Below are 16,387 nucleotides of genomic sequence, written 5' to 3'. Positions count from 1 at the left end.
GCGTGCCGCCACAGGCCGCCGTCACCATCACTGCCGCCACCATCGTCGTGATCCAGCCTCGTGCTGCCGTCATGTCCATGGGTCTCCCGGGGCGCCGCCCTCGACACCGTGCTGCGACAGCATACCGGCGCGGACATAATGTCGCCCATGCTCAGCCGTGTCTCCGCCTCCCTCACAGGCCTCGTCCTTGCCGCAGGCGTCGCGTCGGCGCAGGCGCCTGCCGCCCCGACACCGCCCGATCAGTTGCTGCTCAAGGACTACCGGCCGGTCTCCATCTACAAGATTCCCCAGACGCTCGTCGAGAAGGCGAAGTATCCGGTGATCGACGTCCATTCGCACGCCTACGTCCAGACCCCAGAGGCGGTCGCCACGTGGGTGAAGACGATGGACGCGGTGGGCATCGAGAAGACCGTGGTCATGGTGGGGGGCACCGGCAAGCGCCTGGACGATGCGCTGGCGCTGTTCGGGCGGTATCCGGACCGATTCGAGGTGTGGTCCGGCCTCGATCTCAGCGGCGCCGACCAGCCCGGGTTCGCCGCGCGGGTGATCGCCGAACTCGAACGCGGGGCGAAGCTCGGCGTGCGAGGCGTTGGCGAACTGAGCGACAAGGGCCGCGGGTTGCGTGGCTCTGGCGGCATGCACGTGGACGACCCGCGTCTCGATCCCGTGTTCGAGAAGCTGGCCGACCTCGGGCTCCCGGTCAACATCCACGTCGGCGAGGACCAGTGGATGTACGAGGAGATGACCAGCGCCAACGACGGGATGATGAACGCCTTCAAGTGGAAGATCGCGAAGGAACCGGGCGTGCTCGGTCACGACGAGGTCATCGCGACGCTGGCGCGCGCGGTGGCGAAGCACCCGCGCACCACCTTCATCGCCTGTCACTTCGCCAACACGACGGCCGACCTCTCGATGCTCGCGCGCATGCTCGACGCCTCCCCGAACCTCTACGCCGACATCGCCGCGCGCTTCGGCGAGACGTCGCCGATCCCGCGCACGATGCGCAAGTTCTACGAGAAGTATCAGGATCGCCTGCTGTATGGCACCGACATGGGGACGGACGCGGAGATGTACCGCTCCACGTTCCGCATCCTCGAGACCGAGGACGAGCACTTCTATCTGGAGACGCTGCGGCTGTACCACTGGCCGTATCACGGCTTCGGCCTGCCGGACACGATCCTCCGCAAGGTCTATCACGACAACGCCCAGCGCGTGTTGTCGCGATAACCCCCCTGAGAGGACGGAGGAGAGAGGACAGAGGAGTGAGGTATACCTTGCCCCTCCGTCCTACCTCCGTCCTCGTTCCTCTGTCCTCCGTCCTATCCGCCGCGGTCGCGCGCTTCTTTATTCGTAGAGCGCGAACGCGTACAACGTATCGCCGGCGGCGACCAGGATGTGCTGGCGGCCGTCGAGCATGTACGTGATGGCGGCGTTGCTCACGTTGCCGATGCGCGAGTGCCACAACGGCTTGCCGGTCTCGGCATCGTAGGCCACGAAGTTGCCGCCGGCATCGCCGGCGAACACGAGCTTGCCGGCCGTGGTCAGCAGCCCGCCGCCGCCACCGCCACCGAAGCCGCCCGCGGCGCTCGGGTACGGCCGGCGCCACACCACCTTGCCCGTCGTCGGGTCGATGGCCGTCAGGTAGTTGCCCGTCGATCCGACCGAGACCTCCTCCTTGCCGCCGAGGCCCATCGAGCCGCGCGGGTCAGGGTCGGTCAGGTAGTAGATCGCGAAGCCGTTGCGCTCCGACACGTAGAACAGCTTGGTGTCGGGCGAGTAGGCCGGCGGTTCCCAGTTGATCGTGCCGCCGGAGGTCGGCGACGTGATGGCGCCGGGGATCGTCGGGTCCTTGATCGGGTTGCGACGCACGGACCCGCTCTTGTCGACCGTCTTGGCCCAATTGGTCGCCTCGCCGTACTTCGTGGTGACGAGGTGCTCCCCCGTGGTGCGGTCAAGCGTGAAGAAGTAGCCGTTGCGCGCCGCCGTCGACACCAGCTTGCGCATCTTCCCCTTGACCATGCCCTCGAACAGGATCGGCGTCTGCGCCGAGTCCCAGTCGTGCATGTCGTGCGGCGAGGTCTGGAAGGCCCAGGCCATCTTGCCGGTGTCGACATGCACGGCGACGAGCGAGCACGTGTAGAGGTTGTCGCCCTCGCCGCGGCCGGCCGTGTAGGCCGGGATCGGGTTGCCGGTACCGAAGATGTACAGGCGCGTCTCCGGGTCGTAGACGCCGGGCAGCCACGGATGGCCACCGCCGTACTTGGCCGCCTGCAGGCTCTGCCAGGTGTCGAGGCCCGGGTCGCCGTCCTTCATGGGCACAGTGTAGAAGCGCCACTTGATCTCGCCGGTCTCCGGATCGAACGACTGGATGTAGCCAGGCGAGTCGATGTCGTTGCCGGTGCCGAGAATCAGATGGTTGTCCACCACGATCGGCGCCATCGTCGAGAAGTACTGCTGGTCGAAGTCGGCGTGCTCCTTGTGCCAGCGTTCCTTGCCGGTCTTCGCGTCGAGCGAGACGAAGTAGTTGTCCGGCGTGACGAAGTACAGGTAGTCCTTCCAGAGACCGACACCGCGGTTGGCGATCGGCGTGCTGCCCTTGGTCTTCCAGAAGTAGTGCCACAGCTCGCGGCCATCACGGGCGTCCATCGCCCACGCGTTGTCGGGCGTGGTCACGTAGAGCGTGCCGTTGACCATCAGCGGCGTGCCCTTGACGTTGGCTGGCACGGGCGGCAGGCCGTCGGGGCCGGTGCCGCCGACGATGACCGGCGGGCCACCGCCGCCGAAGCGACCGCGGCCCCCGCCAGCACCGGAGCCGGCCGTCAGCCTGGCGGTCCAGGCCAGCGAGAGGCCCTTGACCGTGGTGCGGTCCACCTGCGTCAGCGGGCTGTAGCGCTTGCCCGTGTAATCGCCGGAGTACGTCGGCCAGTCCTCGCCGAGCGGTTTGGTCAGGCGCGCAGGGTCGACCGACGGCGCGGGCGCCGTGGTCGGCGCCGGGCCCTGGCCCGCCAGCACGACCGGCAGCGCGAGAAGAGGCAGTGTCAGCAACAGGCGGTTCGTGCTCATTTCAGCGTCACCAGGTAGGCCGTCACGTTGTGCATGTCGGCATCGGTCAATTCCGTGAGGAGGGCGCGGTGGCCTTCCAGCGGATCCGTGATTTCGACCTTCGGGGTGTCGCCGTGGCGGCGGAACGTGCGCTGCGCGCCGTCCTGCACGATGGTCACGAGGAAATCGTCGAGGCGCAGGAGCGTGCCGGTCGCCTTCTCGCCGGAGGCCAGCGTCACCGTGGCCGTGGTGACGGCCCGAGGCGCGCCGATCGGACGCACGGCACCGCCGCCGCGGGCGAGGGCGCGCCCGCCCGAGACCCACAGGTTCTGCAGTGCCTTGGGCTGGCCGGCCCGCGTGGCGATGCCCTGCAGGTCGCCCGTGGCCGAGTGGCACGACGCGCATTTCGCGGCGAAGTAGGCCTGGCCCGCCTGCGCGTTGCCCACGAGGATGTCCAGCTCGACCTCGCTGCCCGGCGGCGGGTTGCCCTGGCCGCCGATCTTGCTCTGCAGGTCGTGGACGAAGGCGATGACGGCCCGGATGTCTGCGTCGGGCAGCGGGCTGGCGATCATCTGCGTGCCCGGACGCCCGTTCTTGATCACCGGGTACATCAGCTCGCCGGCCTTGTCGTTGAGCGCAAGTTCCGACCGCAGGAGGTTGGGGCCGCCGAGCTGCCCGCCGCGTGCGTCGGCGCCGTGACAGGGCCCGCACGCGCCGGCGAAGATCCCACGGCCGCGCTGGATCACATCGGGATCACCCTTGGGCCGCTGCTGGGCGGGGAAGCGGCCCTGACCGCCCCCGGGACCTCCGGGCCCACCTGGGCCGGCCGGACGCGGCGCCGGGGACTGCGGCGTGGCGGGCTGGCCCGGTGGTGGCGGACCGCCATGCCCCTCGATGACCGGTGGTTGCGCCGGTGCCTGCGACGGCACCTCGCTCGTCGCCCGGACGCTGACCGACAAGGCCATCCCGAGCGCCGCCACGGCGACCCATGCTGAACCTGCTCTCATGTGTGCGTCTCTCCCTGCGCCCGGGCACGGCTGTGCGCGGGCAAGTGTGACTATCGACGCTTGTACGACGCGCGGAGGGTTCGTGTTTCGTGGCGCGCCCCCCGTGCCGGCCCCGTAGAATCAGCGTCATGTTCCGCTGGTGCGTCGTGGCCTGCCTCGTCCTTCCGTCCGTCGCGCTGGCGCAGGAGGCCGCGCCCGATGCGCCGCGGCCCCCCGTTGCGCCCGTCGTGATCGAGACGGTCGACGTCGTCGCGGTCACGCCACTGCATGGCTCGGGAGTGCCGCGCCTGCACATCCCGGCCAACGTCCAGGTCATCCTCGCGACGCCAGGCACACAGGCGCTGACCGACCTCGGCGCCATCCTCACACGCGGCATGGCGCCCCTGCAGGCCAGCGAGCCCCAGGGCGGCACCTTCCAGCCCGACGTCCTCTTTCGCGGTTTCGGCGCCTCCCCCCTGCTCGGCGCGTCCGAAGGCCTGGCCGTGTACCTCGACGGCATGCGCGCCAACGAGCCGTTCGGCGACATCGTCAACTGGGATGCCCTGCCGCCGGGGGCCCTGGCCAGCATCAACGTGATGCCCGGCTCCAATCCGCTGTTCGGCCTCAACGCGCTGGGCGGGGCCGTGTCCGTACGCACGCGTGACGGCTTCTCGGCGCAGGGAGGCCGGATGGCGATCACGGCGGGCGCCTTCGATCGCTATCGCGCCGACGCCGAGATCGGCGGCGCCGGGCGGGGCTGGGCAGGCTTCGCGGCCGGGTCCCTGCTGGACGAGGGCGGGTGGCGCGACGCATCCCCGTCGACGTTGCGGCGCCTCTTCGGCAAGGCCAGCTGGCGCGGTGGGGCCACCGCCCTGGACCTCGGCACCACACTCGCCAGCAACGACCTGCTGGGCAACGGCACCGTGCCCGAACGGCTGCTGGCCGAACGTCGCCGCGCCGTGTTCACGTATCCCGATCGCACCGATCACGACCTCACCGCCGTCACCGCGCGCCTCGACCATCAGCCCTCGTCCACGCTGCGGCTCGAGACGATGGCGTACGTGCGTGACGCCCGGCTGGGCACGCTGAACGGCGACGCTGGCGACGACGATGATGATGACGACGATGGCGATGACGACGACCACGCCGGGGCGGATGACGATGGGGACGAGGGGGCACCGGCGTACGACGCGGCGCTGAACAGGAGTCGCACGCGGAGCCGGTCGGTGGGCGCCACCGCGCAGCTCGTGTCGACGCGGCGCTGGCTCGGGCGCGCCAACCATGGGGTGGTGGGCCTCGGCGTCGATGCGGCGACGAGCGACTTCAGCTTCGAGAGCGAGTTCGGCTTCCTCTCCCCGTCGCGTGAGGCCATCGGCGCCGGCGTCCTCGAGGCCGATGCCGCCGTCGGCCTCGATGCCGACACCCGCACCGTCTCGGCGTTCCTCACCGACACGCTCGATGCGACCTCGCGCGTGCACGTCACCGCCTCGCTGCGCGCCAACCGCACGACCGTGCGGCTGCGGGATCGCCTCGGGACGGATCTCGACGGCGATCACGCCTTCTCGCGCCTCAACCCCGCCGTCGGTGTGACGTGGGATGCCCACGCGGACGTCAATCTCTACGCGTCGTACGCGCAGTCCTCGCGGGTGCCGACACCGGTCGAGCTGACCTGCGCCGATCCGGACGACCCGTGTCGTCTGCCCAACGCCTTCGTGTCCGATCCGCCGCTCGATCAGCCGGTCGCCGGGACCTGGGAGACCGGCGCGAGGGGCGTGCTGCCGCGCGGCAGCTGGTCGGCCTCGATCTTCTCGACGCGCGTCGACGACGACCTAATCTTCGTGAGCAGCGGTCGGCAGCGCGGCGCGGGCCACTTCGAGAACGTCGCCCGCACGCATCGCCGGGGCCTCGAGGCCGGCGGCGAGTGGCGCGCCGGCGTCGTGACGCTGACCGGCACCTACACGTGGCAGCAGGCGATCTTCGGCACGGACGTCTCGGTGCCGAGCCTTTTCCACCCCGAGGCCCAGGAGACGGCCCTGCGGGTGCGTCGTGGCGACGCCTTGCCGGGCATTCCCGCGCATTTGGGGCGCCTGGGCCTCTCCGCGAGACTTGGCAGCGGCCTCGACGTGGCCGCCACCTGGCGAGCGCAGTCGTCGCAGTTCCTGCGTGGTGACGAGGCCAACCTGCTGGATCCCGTGCCGGCCTTCGCGGTGGTCGATGCGCAGGCCCGCTGGCGGGTGGCGCGGCGGCTCACGGTGGTCGGGCAGGTGGTGAATCTGTTCGATGCCGGGTACGCGACCTTCGGCATGCTGGGCAACGCCGGGCTTCTGGGGGCGGCCTACGAAGACGAGCCCCGCTTCGTCAGTCCCGGGGCGCCGCGGGCCGGGTGGATGGGCGTCGAGGTCGGCTTCTGAGCTGTCAGAATCCGACGGGCGCACGGATGGCGACCAGCGGGACCACAGCCGCGCTCACGGTCGCGGGGCGCCCCGCCGATTGTGCGGGCAGCGAATTGCTCCCCGCATGGCCCTGCGCTTTTCTCTTCGCCAGCGTCTGACGCTGATTCTGATCGCTTCGAGTGCGTCCGGCCTCGTCCTCACGGGCGCCGGTCTGGTGGCGTACGACACCACCACGGCGCGCGCGCAGCTGGTGCAGCAGATCGAGGGCGTCACGCACCTGGTGGCGAGCAACACCGATGCGGCCCTGACCTTTGGGGATGCCGACGCCGCCCAGGTGACGCTGTCCTCGCTCGAGGCGCGCGACGACGTGATCGGCGCGGCCCTGTACGGCCGCGATTCGAGCATGGTCGCCGTCCACCGCACGGCCAGCCTGGCGCACCTGCCGCCCACGGCCCCGATGGCGGGAACAGTCGTCGAGGGCGCGACGGTGCGCGTCGTCCGGGACATCTGCAACGAGGGCGGGTGCGTCGGACGCCTGCTCGTCGTGGCGGACCTCCGCCTGCTGCAGGCGCGGTTGCGCGGCATGCTGGCCATCTTCGGTGCCGTCTTCGTCGTGTCTCTGGCCCTGGCGTGGGCGCTCGGGGCGCTGATGCAGCGGCCGGTGATCACGCCCCTTCGCCAGCTCTCGGAGGCCGCCGCCGAGGTGAGTCGGTCGCGCCGCTTCGACGTGGCGCTGCCGGCGGCGACCCGCGGCGACGAGGTCGGCGTCCTGGTCACCGCCTTCAACGACATGGTGCGCGAGATCGGCTCGCTCTACGGCGAGGTCCGGCGCCATCGCGATGGACTCGAACAGACGATCCAGCTGCGCACGTCCGAACTGCGCGAGGCGAAGGAACGCGCGGAAGCGGCCAACCGCTACAAGAGCGAGTTCCTCGCCAACATGAGCCACGAGATCCGCACGCCGATGAACGGCGTGCTGGGCATGACCGAGCTCGCGCTCGAGACCGATCTCGCGCCCCTGCAACGCGACTACGTCGAGACCATCCGGCGGTCGGCCGAGTCGCTGCTGTCGGTGATCGACGACGTGCTCGACTTCTCGAAGATCGAGGCCGGTCGCCTCGACGTCGAGGTCGTGCCCTTCACGCTGTCCGCGGCCGTGGACGATGCGCTCGGGGCCCTGGCGGTGCGGGCCCATCAGCGCGGGCTCGACCTGGTGTGCGATCCCGCCCCCGGGCTGCCCGACATCATCCTGGGCGACCAGGGACGTCTGCGCCAGGTGCTCATCAATCTCCTCGGCAACGCCATCAAGTTCACGATGGCGGGGTCGGTCCAGTTGCAGGTGCGTCTGGGAACGGGGGCCGTGGGGGACGCCCGGCTCTGCTTCGCGGTCAAGGACACGGGCGTCGGCATCCCACCGGACCGCCAGCAGGCCATCTTCGAAGCCTTCACGCAGGCCGATGGCTCGACCACGCGCGTCTTCGGTGGCACGGGACTCGGCCTCACGATCTCGGCGCGGCTGGTGTCGCTGATGGGCGGCGCGCTCTCGGTGGAGAGTGTGGAAGGGCACGGCAGCACGTTCTCGTTCGACCTGCCCCTGCTGGTGGCACCAGGACTGCCGCGGACCCATGACCTGCCGGCCACCACGTTCGCCGGGCGCCGCATCGTCGTCATCGACCGGCAGGACGCCTCGCGCGACGTGCTGGCGCGCTGGTTGCGCGGCTGGGGGGCCGACGTCGCCGTGGGGCCCACGGTGGACGAGGCGGGGACGCTGCTGGAGGGGGTGGCCTGCGTCTTCGTGGATGGCCAGACCCTCGAGGATCCGCGGTGGCATCGCCGGGCCGCCGCCGACGTGGAGGGCTGCGTGGTGGGCATGCTGACCACGGCCGATGTTCCGCGTGCCAGCGGCGCGGCGCCGACCAGCACGCTGGTGAAGCCGCTGCGGCGGGCGGCGGTGGCGGCGGCAGTCAGCGCCATGCTGGATGCCGCACGCACGCGCCCGCATGACCCGGAGCGGACGGTGGTGCCCGCACGTGAGGCGCTACCGCCCCTGGTGCGCGTGCTCGTCGCCGAAGACAATGTCGTCAATCAGCGGGTCGTGCAGGGCATGTTGCGGGCGCGGTCGTGCGAGGTGATTGTGGCCAACAACGGGCGCGAGGCCGTCGACGCCTGGCAGCGGAGCATCTTCGACGTCGTGTTCATGGACGTGCAGATGCCCGAGATGGATGGCTTCGAAGCCGTGGCGGCCATCCGCGCCGCCGAACGGACGTCCGGGCGTCCGCGCGTGCCGATCGTGGCGCTGACCGCCCACGCCATGACCGGCGACCCGGAGCGCTGCCTCGCGGCCGGCATGGATGGCTACCTGTCGAAGCCCCTGCGTCGAGGGGCCCTGGACGAGGAGATGCAGCGCCTCGGCCTCGATCTGGCCGGCATGGCGGAGGCCCGGTCGCGTCCGGCCTGAGGACGCGCCGCCATCTGCTATCGTGAAGCCGCGCATGCGTCCCCTGCCCAGTCTCGACGCCCTCGATGCCGCGCTGGCAACAGCGCACACCCAGCCCATCCTGCTCTTCAAGCACAGCGAGACCTGCGGACTGAGCTTGCAGGCCAATGCGGAGATGGAGGCCTTCGTCGCGGACGCCGGCCATGGGGTGCCGGTCTACCTCGTGTCGGTGCAGCGTGGCCGCCCGGTGTCCAACGCCATCGCCGAGCGCCTCGGCGTGCGCCATGCGTCGCCGCAGTTGCTGCTCGTCCGTGACGGCGCCGTGCTCTGGCACACGTCGCACCTCGCGATCACGGTGGACGCCATCCGCGCGGCCCTCGAACGCTTCACGCTGACCGCCCGCTAGAAGCCCTTCTGGCGCCCCTCCGGCGTGTCGCGGAGCGCATCCTCCAGCTGCCGCTGGCTCCAGTTGTTCTTCAGCACTTCGTTGACCCACGGACGCGCCGCGGGATCGGGATCCCGCTGCAGGACGCGACGATACGCCTGCCGCACCATGTTCTCGGCCTGCTGGTAGGTGTAGCGGCTGCCGCTGCCGTTGTTGTGGTTCGAGCCACCCCAGTGCGAGCCGCCGCCGTACGCGCCACCGTAGCCGCCGTTGTAGCCGCCACCCCCGCCGTAGCCGCCGTTGTAGCCGCCGTTGTGCCCGGCGCCGCCGCCCCAGTTGCCACCGCCGCCGTACGCCCCGCCATAGTTGCCGCCGTAATTGCCGCCGTAGCGGCGCTCGTAGACGGCGTAGGACGTCAGGCGATCGTTGAAGCCCGAGTAGCGCAGGTCACGGACGCTCGACGTGAAGCGGCGCGACTGTCCACGCATGTTCGGGTCGCGGAAGATTTCGACCTCGGCATTGCCGAACAGACGAATCGACGAAATCTCGTCGTTGATGCCGCTGCTGACGCGCGGGTTGCTGTCGCCGGCGCTCGTGCAGAAGTAGCGCCCGCCGTAGTTGATGTCCTCGTAGAAGCAGGCGCCCGCGCGAGGATAGGCACCGCGCCCCCAGAACTGTGCCGAGGCACTGGACGCGACCGTGAGGACGGCCACGCCGGCAAGGATGACGCTCGAAAGAATCCGCATGGTGGCGCTCCTACGACTTGGCATCCGACTTGGCGTCGGCCGCCGGTGCCGCGGCGGGCGGGGCGGGAGGCATCAGGGCGTTGTCCATGTCGCGCGACACGAGCCACTTGCCATCGGTTCCCTTGACGTAGACCACCATGTAGCGGCCTTCGGAGGTGGCCGGCGGCGCACCGGCCTTCGGGGTCACCGTCACCGTGTACGTGCCGCGATCGAGGCCGACGGTGCCGAGCGTCCGCGTCTCTTCCGACGTCAGCGTCGTCTTCACCGCCACCTGCTCGAACATGCCCGTCAGGCTGGCGACGATGGCCTCGCGTCCCTTCAGGCTGGGCTGGTTGTTCGACTCCGAGATGGCATCCGGCGTGTAGAGATTGCCGATGGCCGTCGCGTCACCGGCCTCGTAGGCGGCCATGAACGCCTGGCGGGCGGCGTTGAGGGCCGCGATGTCTTCGGGGGCATCCTGCACGGGGGCCACCGGCGCGGCCGGGGGCGCCGGCTGCTGGGCGCAGCCGACAACGGTCAGTGCGCCGACGAGCGCGAGGGACAGGGCGTACGGTCGGAACATGGGATCTCCTGAAGAAGAGCCTGAGATGGCTGACCCCAGACTATGCCCGGGGAGACCTGGGGCACGTCAATCTCTCTTTGGCACAACCCTCGCGTCCGCATGATTCAATGCGGCATGCACAGGTTTCAGGCCATCGCCTTGCTGATCATCGCCGGGCTCGTCGCGATCGTCGAGGCGCAGACGCCGACGCTGCCCATCCACGACGCTCGACGGGCGTCAGACACCATCCGGGTCGACGGGAAGCTGGATGAAGTGTCGTGGGCGCTGCTGCCGCGCGTCGGCGAGTTCCGGCTGATCACGGATCCGGCGCGGCGTCCCGCCCATCCCACTGAGGCGGCCGTGACCTGGGACGACACGCATCTCTACGTCGCGTTTGCCTGCACCGGTCGCGAGGCGTGGGCCCGTCACACCGCCCGCGACGATCGCCTGTGGGAAGAAGAGGTGGTCGAAGTGTTCCTCGATCCCGATGGCGACGGCCGGCAGTACGCGGAGCTCGAGGTCAGTCCCACCAACGTCGTGGTCGATCTGCTGATCCCCGCGCCGAGGGCCGGTGGCGGCGACGCGCGCCGCTGGGACATCGCGGGGCTGCAGACGGCGGTCACGCGGCATGCAGCCGGATGGGTGGCCGAGATCGCGATCCCATGGGCGTCGCTGACGGCAGCAGGCGTCTCGGCGGCGCCACGCCCGGGCGACCAGTGGCGCGTCGGGCTCTATCGCATCACGCGCCCTGGCGGCGTGGCCAAGGCCGCCCGGATCGACGCGCTCGTCGAGGAGCGCCGCTCGGCCGACGACGCGCGCAGGACGGCTATCGATCACACCCTGCAGGACCTGCGGGCCGATGACGAGTACGCGGCCTGGTCGCTGACGCGCACCGAACGGGGCTTCCACGACCCCGAACGCTTCGGCCTCCTGCGGTTCATCGAGTTCTGACGATGAGCGGACGCCTCGGCGAGGCGTCCCTCCCATTCCGTCGCGGTCGGCGAGGCGTCCCTGTCATCGGACGCCCATGCGATAGTGACGCGTGGATTTGTGGCAAGCGATCGTCCTCGGGCTCGTCGAGGGCCTCACCGAGTTCCTCCCCGTCAGTTCGACCGGACACCTGCTGGTGGCGCAGCGCCTCATGGGCATCGAGGCAGATGCGGCGGCCAATGCGTACGCCATCGCCATCCAGGGCGGAGCCATCGCCGCCGTCCTCGTCCTCTACCGGCACCGCATCGTCCAGCTGGTGCGCGGGTTGCTCGGGCGTGACCCGGCGGGGCTGGCGCTCGCGCTCGCGCTGCTGGTGGCCTTCATCCCCGCAGCAATCGCCGGTCTGGCCTTCGACGATCTGATCGAGGGCTACCTGTTCGGGCCGATGCCGGTGGCGGCGGCGTGGGCCGTGGGCGGCGTGCTGATGCTGGCGGTGTCGTCGCGGCTGCCGCCCGGTGGCACGACGCTGGCGCACGTGCCGCTGCGCGCGGCGCTGATCATCGGCGTCTGCCAGTGTGCGGCGCTGTGGCCCGGCGTGAGCCGCAGCCTGGCCACGATCCTCGGGGGCGTCGCGGTGGGGCTGTCGCTGGCCGGCGCCGTCGAGTTCTCGTTCCTGCTCGGGTTGCTCACGCTCGGGGCGGCCACCGCCTACAAGGGCCTGGACAGCGGCGCGGTCATGCTCGAGGCGTACGGCCCTGGCGTGCTGCTGGCGGGCTTCGTCGCCGCGTGGGTCTCGGCCATGGCCTCCGTGGCCTGGATGGTGGCCTGGCTCCAGCATCGGCGACTCGCGGTCTTCGGCTGGTGGCGAATCGCCGCGGCCGCCGTCGTCGTCGCGCTGGTGATGACGGGGAGGCTCTAGTCCAGGCTCAAGGCTCGAGGCTCAGGGCTCAGAAACGAAGGCTGAGGGCTCAGGGCTCAGGGCTCAACACGAAGGCCCAAGGCCCACGCCCCAGGGCCCACGCCCCACGGGATACGGTCAGTCGTGCAGCACGACGCTGAGGAGCGCGCTGTTCACCTTGAGGGGGCCGCCGCTGTACTCGATGAAGCCGAGTCGTCGGAACTTGTTCATGAAGAAGTTCACGCGCGACCGGGTGGTGCCGACCATCTCCGCGAGCGTCTCCTGCGAGAGCTTGGGCAGCAGGTGTGTCGTGCCCTCGTTGCCGTAGCGGGCCAGCAGCAGCAGCGTCCGCGCCAGCCGCTTCTCGCTCGAGTTGAACAGGTGATCGACCAGGTCCTCCTCGATGCGGATGTTGCGGGCCAGCATGTGGCCGAGGAAGTGATCGGAGAAGGCCGGATGATCGTGCAGCAGGCGCTGCATGTCCGCCTTCGTGATGCGGAGCAGCTGCGCGGGCGCGACGGCCTTGGCCGACCCCATGCGGCGCTTCTGGCCGGCAAGACAGCCCTCGCCGAGGAAGTCGCCGGGGCCGAGCATCGCCACCACGGCCTCCTTGCCGGCGGGGGAGAGCACCACCAGGGTCACGTCCCCCTCGAGCAGGAGGTACACGCTGTTGGCATCTGCCCCTTGCGAGAAAATCGTCGATCCGGTCGCGCAGCGCACCGTGCGCGTCGTGACGCCCGAGGCCTTCAGGAAGGCGGGCACGTCGAAGGGCAGCGGAGCCGGAACGGCGCGGGGCCGCGGAGCTGGCATCTCTCGCATCATCCCATGTCAGCCACGGCAGAGCTGGCCATGGCCCTGTGCAATGGAGCACAGCCCAGCCGGACGAGCGGGCGTACCGTGAGACATGACCATTCCCACGACTCCCCAGCCCGTCGAGGTTCCGTCCACCGTTACGCCCATCGGCGACGACCGCTGGTCCCGCTGGGCCGCCACCGGTGCCGAGCACGACCGCAACATGCATCGCCGCACGGTGATGATTGCCGGCATCGTCGGCGCCAGCCTCGCGGTGTGGGCCGTCATGGCGCTCGTCATGCGCTAGGCGTGCCAGGCGTCGCGCGTCCCGGTCAGGCGTCGCGGACGTCGAGCAGCACGAGCGCCGACGGACTGCCTACTGGCGTGTACTGTCCCGTGAACGCCAGCCGGCCCGTCCGGCGATCGATGCGGAACGTGGTGATGTTGTCCGCGCGCTGGTTGCACGCGTAGAGGAAGCGTCCGTCCGGGTCGATCGTGAAGCTGCGCGGATAGCTGCCGCGCGTCTGCTCGGCGGCCACGAATGTCAAGGCGCCCTCGCGGCCGACGGCGAAGATGCCGATGCTGTCGTGCAGGCGATTGCCGGCGTAGACGAAGCGTCCATCGCTCGAGACCGCGATGCCCGAGCAGAAGTTGCTGCCGGCGTACCCCGGCGGCAGGCTCGAGATCGTCTGCCGCGGCGCCAGGCGGCCCACCGATCCGTCGTACTCGAACTGCACGATCGTCGAGCCCTCTTCCTGGATCGCGTAGCACCACGGCCGGTCCGGATGGAACGCGAAGTGGCGCGGGCCGTCCCCTGGCGGCAGCGCCACCGACGGTGGATCCGCGGGCGTCAGCCGCCCGGTCGCGACATCGAAGGCCCAGACGAAGATGCGGTCGAGGCCCAGGTCGGGCGCCAGCACGAATCGACCGGCAGGGTCGGTCCGAATCATGTGCACGTGCGGGCGGTCGTGCCCGCTGAACGCGAAGCTGCCCGGCGGCGCATGCGTGGCACGCGCCGGCCCGACGACGCCGCTGGTCTTGTGCACGTCGGTGGCCGCCCCGAGCTGGCCGTCGGCGAGAATCGGCAGGACCGCCACCGACCCGCCGCCGTAGTTGGCCACGAGCAGATGCCGCCCGGCGGGGTGCACGAAGGCGTCCGTCGGCCCGGTGCCCCCGCAGGCCACCGTGTTGAGGCGCGTGAGCTGCCCGGTCCGGCGATCGACGGCGAAGGCGGTGACGGTGCCCGACGCGCCGTCGTCCACGACATCGGTGGCGTTGGTCGAGTACAGATGCGTGCCCGCGGCATCGACGGCGATCGCACTGGGGCTCGTGTGATGCTCTCTCACCCCGATCGGCGTGAGCGCGCCGGTGCGTCGATCGACGCGAAAGATGTGGATGCCTTGCCCGTTGGCCCCAGGCGGGGTGCCCGCGGCCGACGGATCCCCGGGCGGGGCGCTGTAGGTCCCCACGTACGCGAACCGCTGGCCACCCTCGACCGCAGGCGGCGCGTCCTCGAGGCGCTCGACGCCCGGTGTCACGGCGGGGGCCACCGCAGCCAGCCCCGTGGCGCTCTTCACGAACGATCGACGAGTCAGGGTGCTGGTGGTGAGAGTCCTGCCGGACGGCGGGCGCATGGTGGGCGCCATCATGTGTCGGCCCGCCCACCCGGTCAAGGCGCGGCGTCGCGCAGCGGGAGCAGGGGCAGCGATCGTCGCCGCCTGCCGGTCGCGGAGAAAACGGCTGCGGCGAGGGCCGGCGCCGTCAGCGTGATCGGCGACTCGCCGGCACCGGCAGCGTCGACATCACGTCGGTCGATCAGTTGCACGTCCATCGCCGGGACATCACGGAAGCGCGGCAGCCGGTAGCGCGAGAGTCGACGCGTCGTCTGTGCGGTGGTGTCGAAGTCCACGTGTTCCCACAGCGCGCCGCCCATGCCCTGGATGATGGCCCCCGTCATCTGGTTGAGGAGGGCATCAGGATTGAGCGCGGCGCCGAAGTCGCCCGTCGCCACCATGCGGACGACGCGCACGTCGGTGCCCCGTACGGCCACCTCCACACACAGGGCGAGCCTGGCGTCCTTCTCGAGGTTGCAACTGATGCCGACGCCGCGTCCCTGGCCGACGGGCGTCGCGCCCCACCCGAACCGCGCCGCGGTCTGCTCGACCACCTGGCGCAGGCGCGCGTCGGTGATGTGGCGGAGGCGAAACGCCACCGGATCGATCTGCAGCGCCGCCGCCCACTCGTCCATGTGCGATTCGAGCGCGAAGTTGTTGGCCACGGCGGCCAGCGATCGATAGCTGCCCTGTCGCACCTCGGCGGTCGCGCGATAGTGACCCACCCACTGATGCGGAACGTCGTACTGCGGCGCGAGGCCGGCGGCACCGCTGTTGTAGTTCGCGAAGCGGAGCGCCGTCAGGCGACCGTCGGCATCGACGCCGCTCTCCACGTCCACGAGGCCGGCCGGCCGCGTGTAGCTGCACGTGAACTCCTCCTCACGCGTCCATGCGACCCGCACCGGGGCACCGGCGAGGCGCGACAGTCGCGCCGCCTCGACCTCGCACTCCCCACGCTGCTTGCCGCCGAATCCGCCGCCACTGTCGGACGCGATGATGCGGACGCGCGCCTCCGGTACCTGCAGGGCCTGCGCGACCTCCTGCCGCACCAGGAAGGGCGCCTGGCTGCCCCCGTAGACGGTCACCGCGTCGTCGCGCCAGTCGGCCACCGCGGCGCGTGGCTCCATCGGCACGTGCGCGATCGGGGGCACCCAGTACGTGGACGACAACCGGCGCGCGGCGCCCGCCAGACCAGCCTCGACATCGCCGCGCCGCAGCAGTGGGGGATAGCGGGCCGTCGGCTGCTCGACCGGCGCCACGGCGGTGGCCTTGAAGCGCGCGGGCCACTCGTTCTGCGGACGCAGCGGTGCCGGCGTCCAGGTGGCCGTGACGAGTGACGCGGCGCGACGCGCGGTGCCGGGATCGGCGGCCACGACGGCCAGCAGGTCCGCATCGCGGAGCACGCGCACGCCCGGTATCCGCTCGACGGCCGCCGCGTCGTACGCCACCAGCTGCGCGCGATGATGCGGGCTGCGGACGAGGCTCGCATGCAGCATCCCCGGCAGCCGCAGGTCCGACGGGTACGTCTTCGCGCCGGTGACGATGGCGAGGCTCGTCGTGTTGGGAATGGATCGGCCCAGCGTCGTCCAGGCTGCGGGCGCGGTGAGCGCGTCGGTGCCGCCGG

14 protein-coding genes are annotated in these 16,387 nt (G+C 70.6%); 7 read left to right on the top strand and 7 right to left on the bottom strand.

Annotated elements, in window-relative coordinates; genetic code table 11:
• The first annotated feature begins 147 nt into the window (after positions 1–147).
• A complete protein-coding gene (locus Q0C41_RS22960; protein ID WP_291987764.1) occupies positions 148–1,227 on the top strand; it encodes an amidohydrolase family protein in 1,080 nt (359 codons plus the stop codon).
• A 117-nt stretch (positions 1,228–1,344) separates the two neighbouring features.
• Here the strand turns inward: Q0C41_RS22960 and Q0C41_RS22955 are convergent, their stop codons facing one another.
• Complete coding sequence (locus Q0C41_RS22955; RefSeq protein ID WP_291987762.1) at positions 1,345–3,063, bottom strand: acido-empty-quinoprotein group A; 1,719 nt, start codon at positions 3,061–3,063, stop codon at positions 1,345–1,347.
• The gene (locus tag Q0C41_RS22950) at positions 3,060–4,049 is read right to left on the bottom strand and encodes a c-type cytochrome (protein ID WP_291987760.1); all 990 of its coding nucleotides are present in this window, start codon (positions 4,047–4,049) and stop codon (positions 3,060–3,062) included. The genes Q0C41_RS22955 and Q0C41_RS22950 overlap by 4 nt, the downstream gene beginning before the upstream one ends.
• A 128-nt stretch (positions 4,050–4,177) precedes the next feature.
• On the opposite strand from Q0C41_RS22950, the gene Q0C41_RS22945 reads away from it, so the two are divergent.
• The 3 genes from Q0C41_RS22945 (at position 4,178) to ytxJ (ending at position 9,264) form a co-directional block, all read left to right on the top strand.
• Positions 4,178–6,439: a TonB-dependent receptor gene (locus tag Q0C41_RS22945; RefSeq protein ID WP_291987759.1), complete on the top strand. Its 2,262-nt coding sequence runs from the start codon at positions 4,178–4,180 to the stop codon at positions 6,437–6,439.
• Between the two features lie 106 nt (positions 6,440–6,545).
• On the top strand, positions 6,546–8,879 hold the full coding sequence (locus Q0C41_RS22940; RefSeq protein WP_291987757.1) for an ATP-binding protein: 2,334 nt from the start codon (positions 6,546–6,548) through the stop codon (positions 8,877–8,879).
• Positions 8,880–8,913: 34 nt separating this feature from the next.
• Positions 8,914–9,264 carry a bacillithiol system redox-active protein YtxJ gene (gene ytxJ, locus Q0C41_RS22935; RefSeq protein ID WP_291987755.1) on the top strand — a complete coding sequence of 117 codons (351 nt, stop codon included), beginning with the start codon at positions 8,914–8,916 and terminating at the stop codon, positions 9,262–9,264.
• Here the strand turns inward: ytxJ and Q0C41_RS22930 are convergent.
• Positions 9,261–9,989 carry a peptidase inhibitor family I36 protein gene (locus Q0C41_RS22930; protein ID WP_291987753.1) on the bottom strand — a complete coding sequence of 243 codons (729 nt, stop codon included), beginning with the start codon at positions 9,987–9,989 and terminating at the stop codon, positions 9,261–9,263. The genes ytxJ and Q0C41_RS22930 overlap by 4 nt on opposite strands.
• A gap of 10 nt (positions 9,990–9,999) precedes the next feature.
• Complete coding sequence (locus tag Q0C41_RS22925) at positions 10,000–10,551, bottom strand: SgcJ/EcaC family oxidoreductase (protein WP_291987751.1); 552 nt, start codon at positions 10,549–10,551, stop codon at positions 10,000–10,002.
• Positions 10,552–10,665: 114 nt separating this feature from the next.
• On the opposite strand from Q0C41_RS22925, the gene Q0C41_RS22920 reads away from it, so the two are divergent.
• Positions 10,666–11,481: a carbohydrate-binding family 9-like protein gene (locus tag Q0C41_RS22920; RefSeq protein ID WP_291987748.1), complete on the top strand. Its 816-nt coding sequence runs from the start codon at positions 10,666–10,668 to the stop codon at positions 11,479–11,481.
• A 91-nt stretch (positions 11,482–11,572) separates the two neighbouring features.
• Positions 11,573–12,379, top strand: coding sequence for an undecaprenyl-diphosphate phosphatase (locus Q0C41_RS22915; RefSeq protein ID WP_291987746.1), 807 nt, complete (start codon positions 11,573–11,575; stop codon positions 12,377–12,379).
• A gap of 117 nt (positions 12,380–12,496) precedes the next feature.
• Here the strand turns inward: Q0C41_RS22915 and Q0C41_RS22910 are convergent, their stop codons facing one another.
• Positions 12,497–13,168 (bottom strand): Crp/Fnr family transcriptional regulator, encoded by a 672-nt coding sequence (locus Q0C41_RS22910; RefSeq protein WP_291987744.1) that lies wholly within the window; start codon positions 13,166–13,168, stop codon positions 12,497–12,499.
• A gap of 94 nt (positions 13,169–13,262) precedes the next feature.
• Between Q0C41_RS22910 and Q0C41_RS22905 the strand changes: the two genes are divergently transcribed.
• A complete protein-coding gene (locus tag Q0C41_RS22905; RefSeq protein ID WP_291987742.1) occupies positions 13,263–13,457 on the top strand; it encodes a hypothetical protein in 195 nt (64 codons plus the stop codon).
• Positions 13,458–13,482: 25 nt separating this feature from the next.
• Here Q0C41_RS22905 and Q0C41_RS22900 read toward each other — a convergent pair whose 3' ends face one another.
• Together Q0C41_RS22900 and Q0C41_RS22895 are read right to left on the bottom strand one after the other, a co-directional pair.
• Positions 13,483–14,784 (bottom strand): lactonase family protein, encoded by a 1,302-nt coding sequence (locus tag Q0C41_RS22900; protein ID WP_291987740.1) that lies wholly within the window; start codon positions 14,782–14,784, stop codon positions 13,483–13,485.
• Between the two features lie 35 nt (positions 14,785–14,819).
• The coding region (locus tag Q0C41_RS22895) for a molybdopterin cofactor-binding domain-containing protein (protein WP_291987738.1) at positions 14,820–16,387 on the bottom strand (1,568 nt) is incomplete at its 5' end.

The organism is Luteitalea sp., from assembly GCF_022842525.1.
Classification (GTDB): domain Bacteria; phylum Acidobacteriota; class Vicinamibacteria; order Vicinamibacterales; family Vicinamibacteraceae; genus Luteitalea.
The sequence above is the reverse complement of the archived record's forward strand: the minus strand, read 5'-3'. Positions and strand labels throughout refer to the sequence as shown.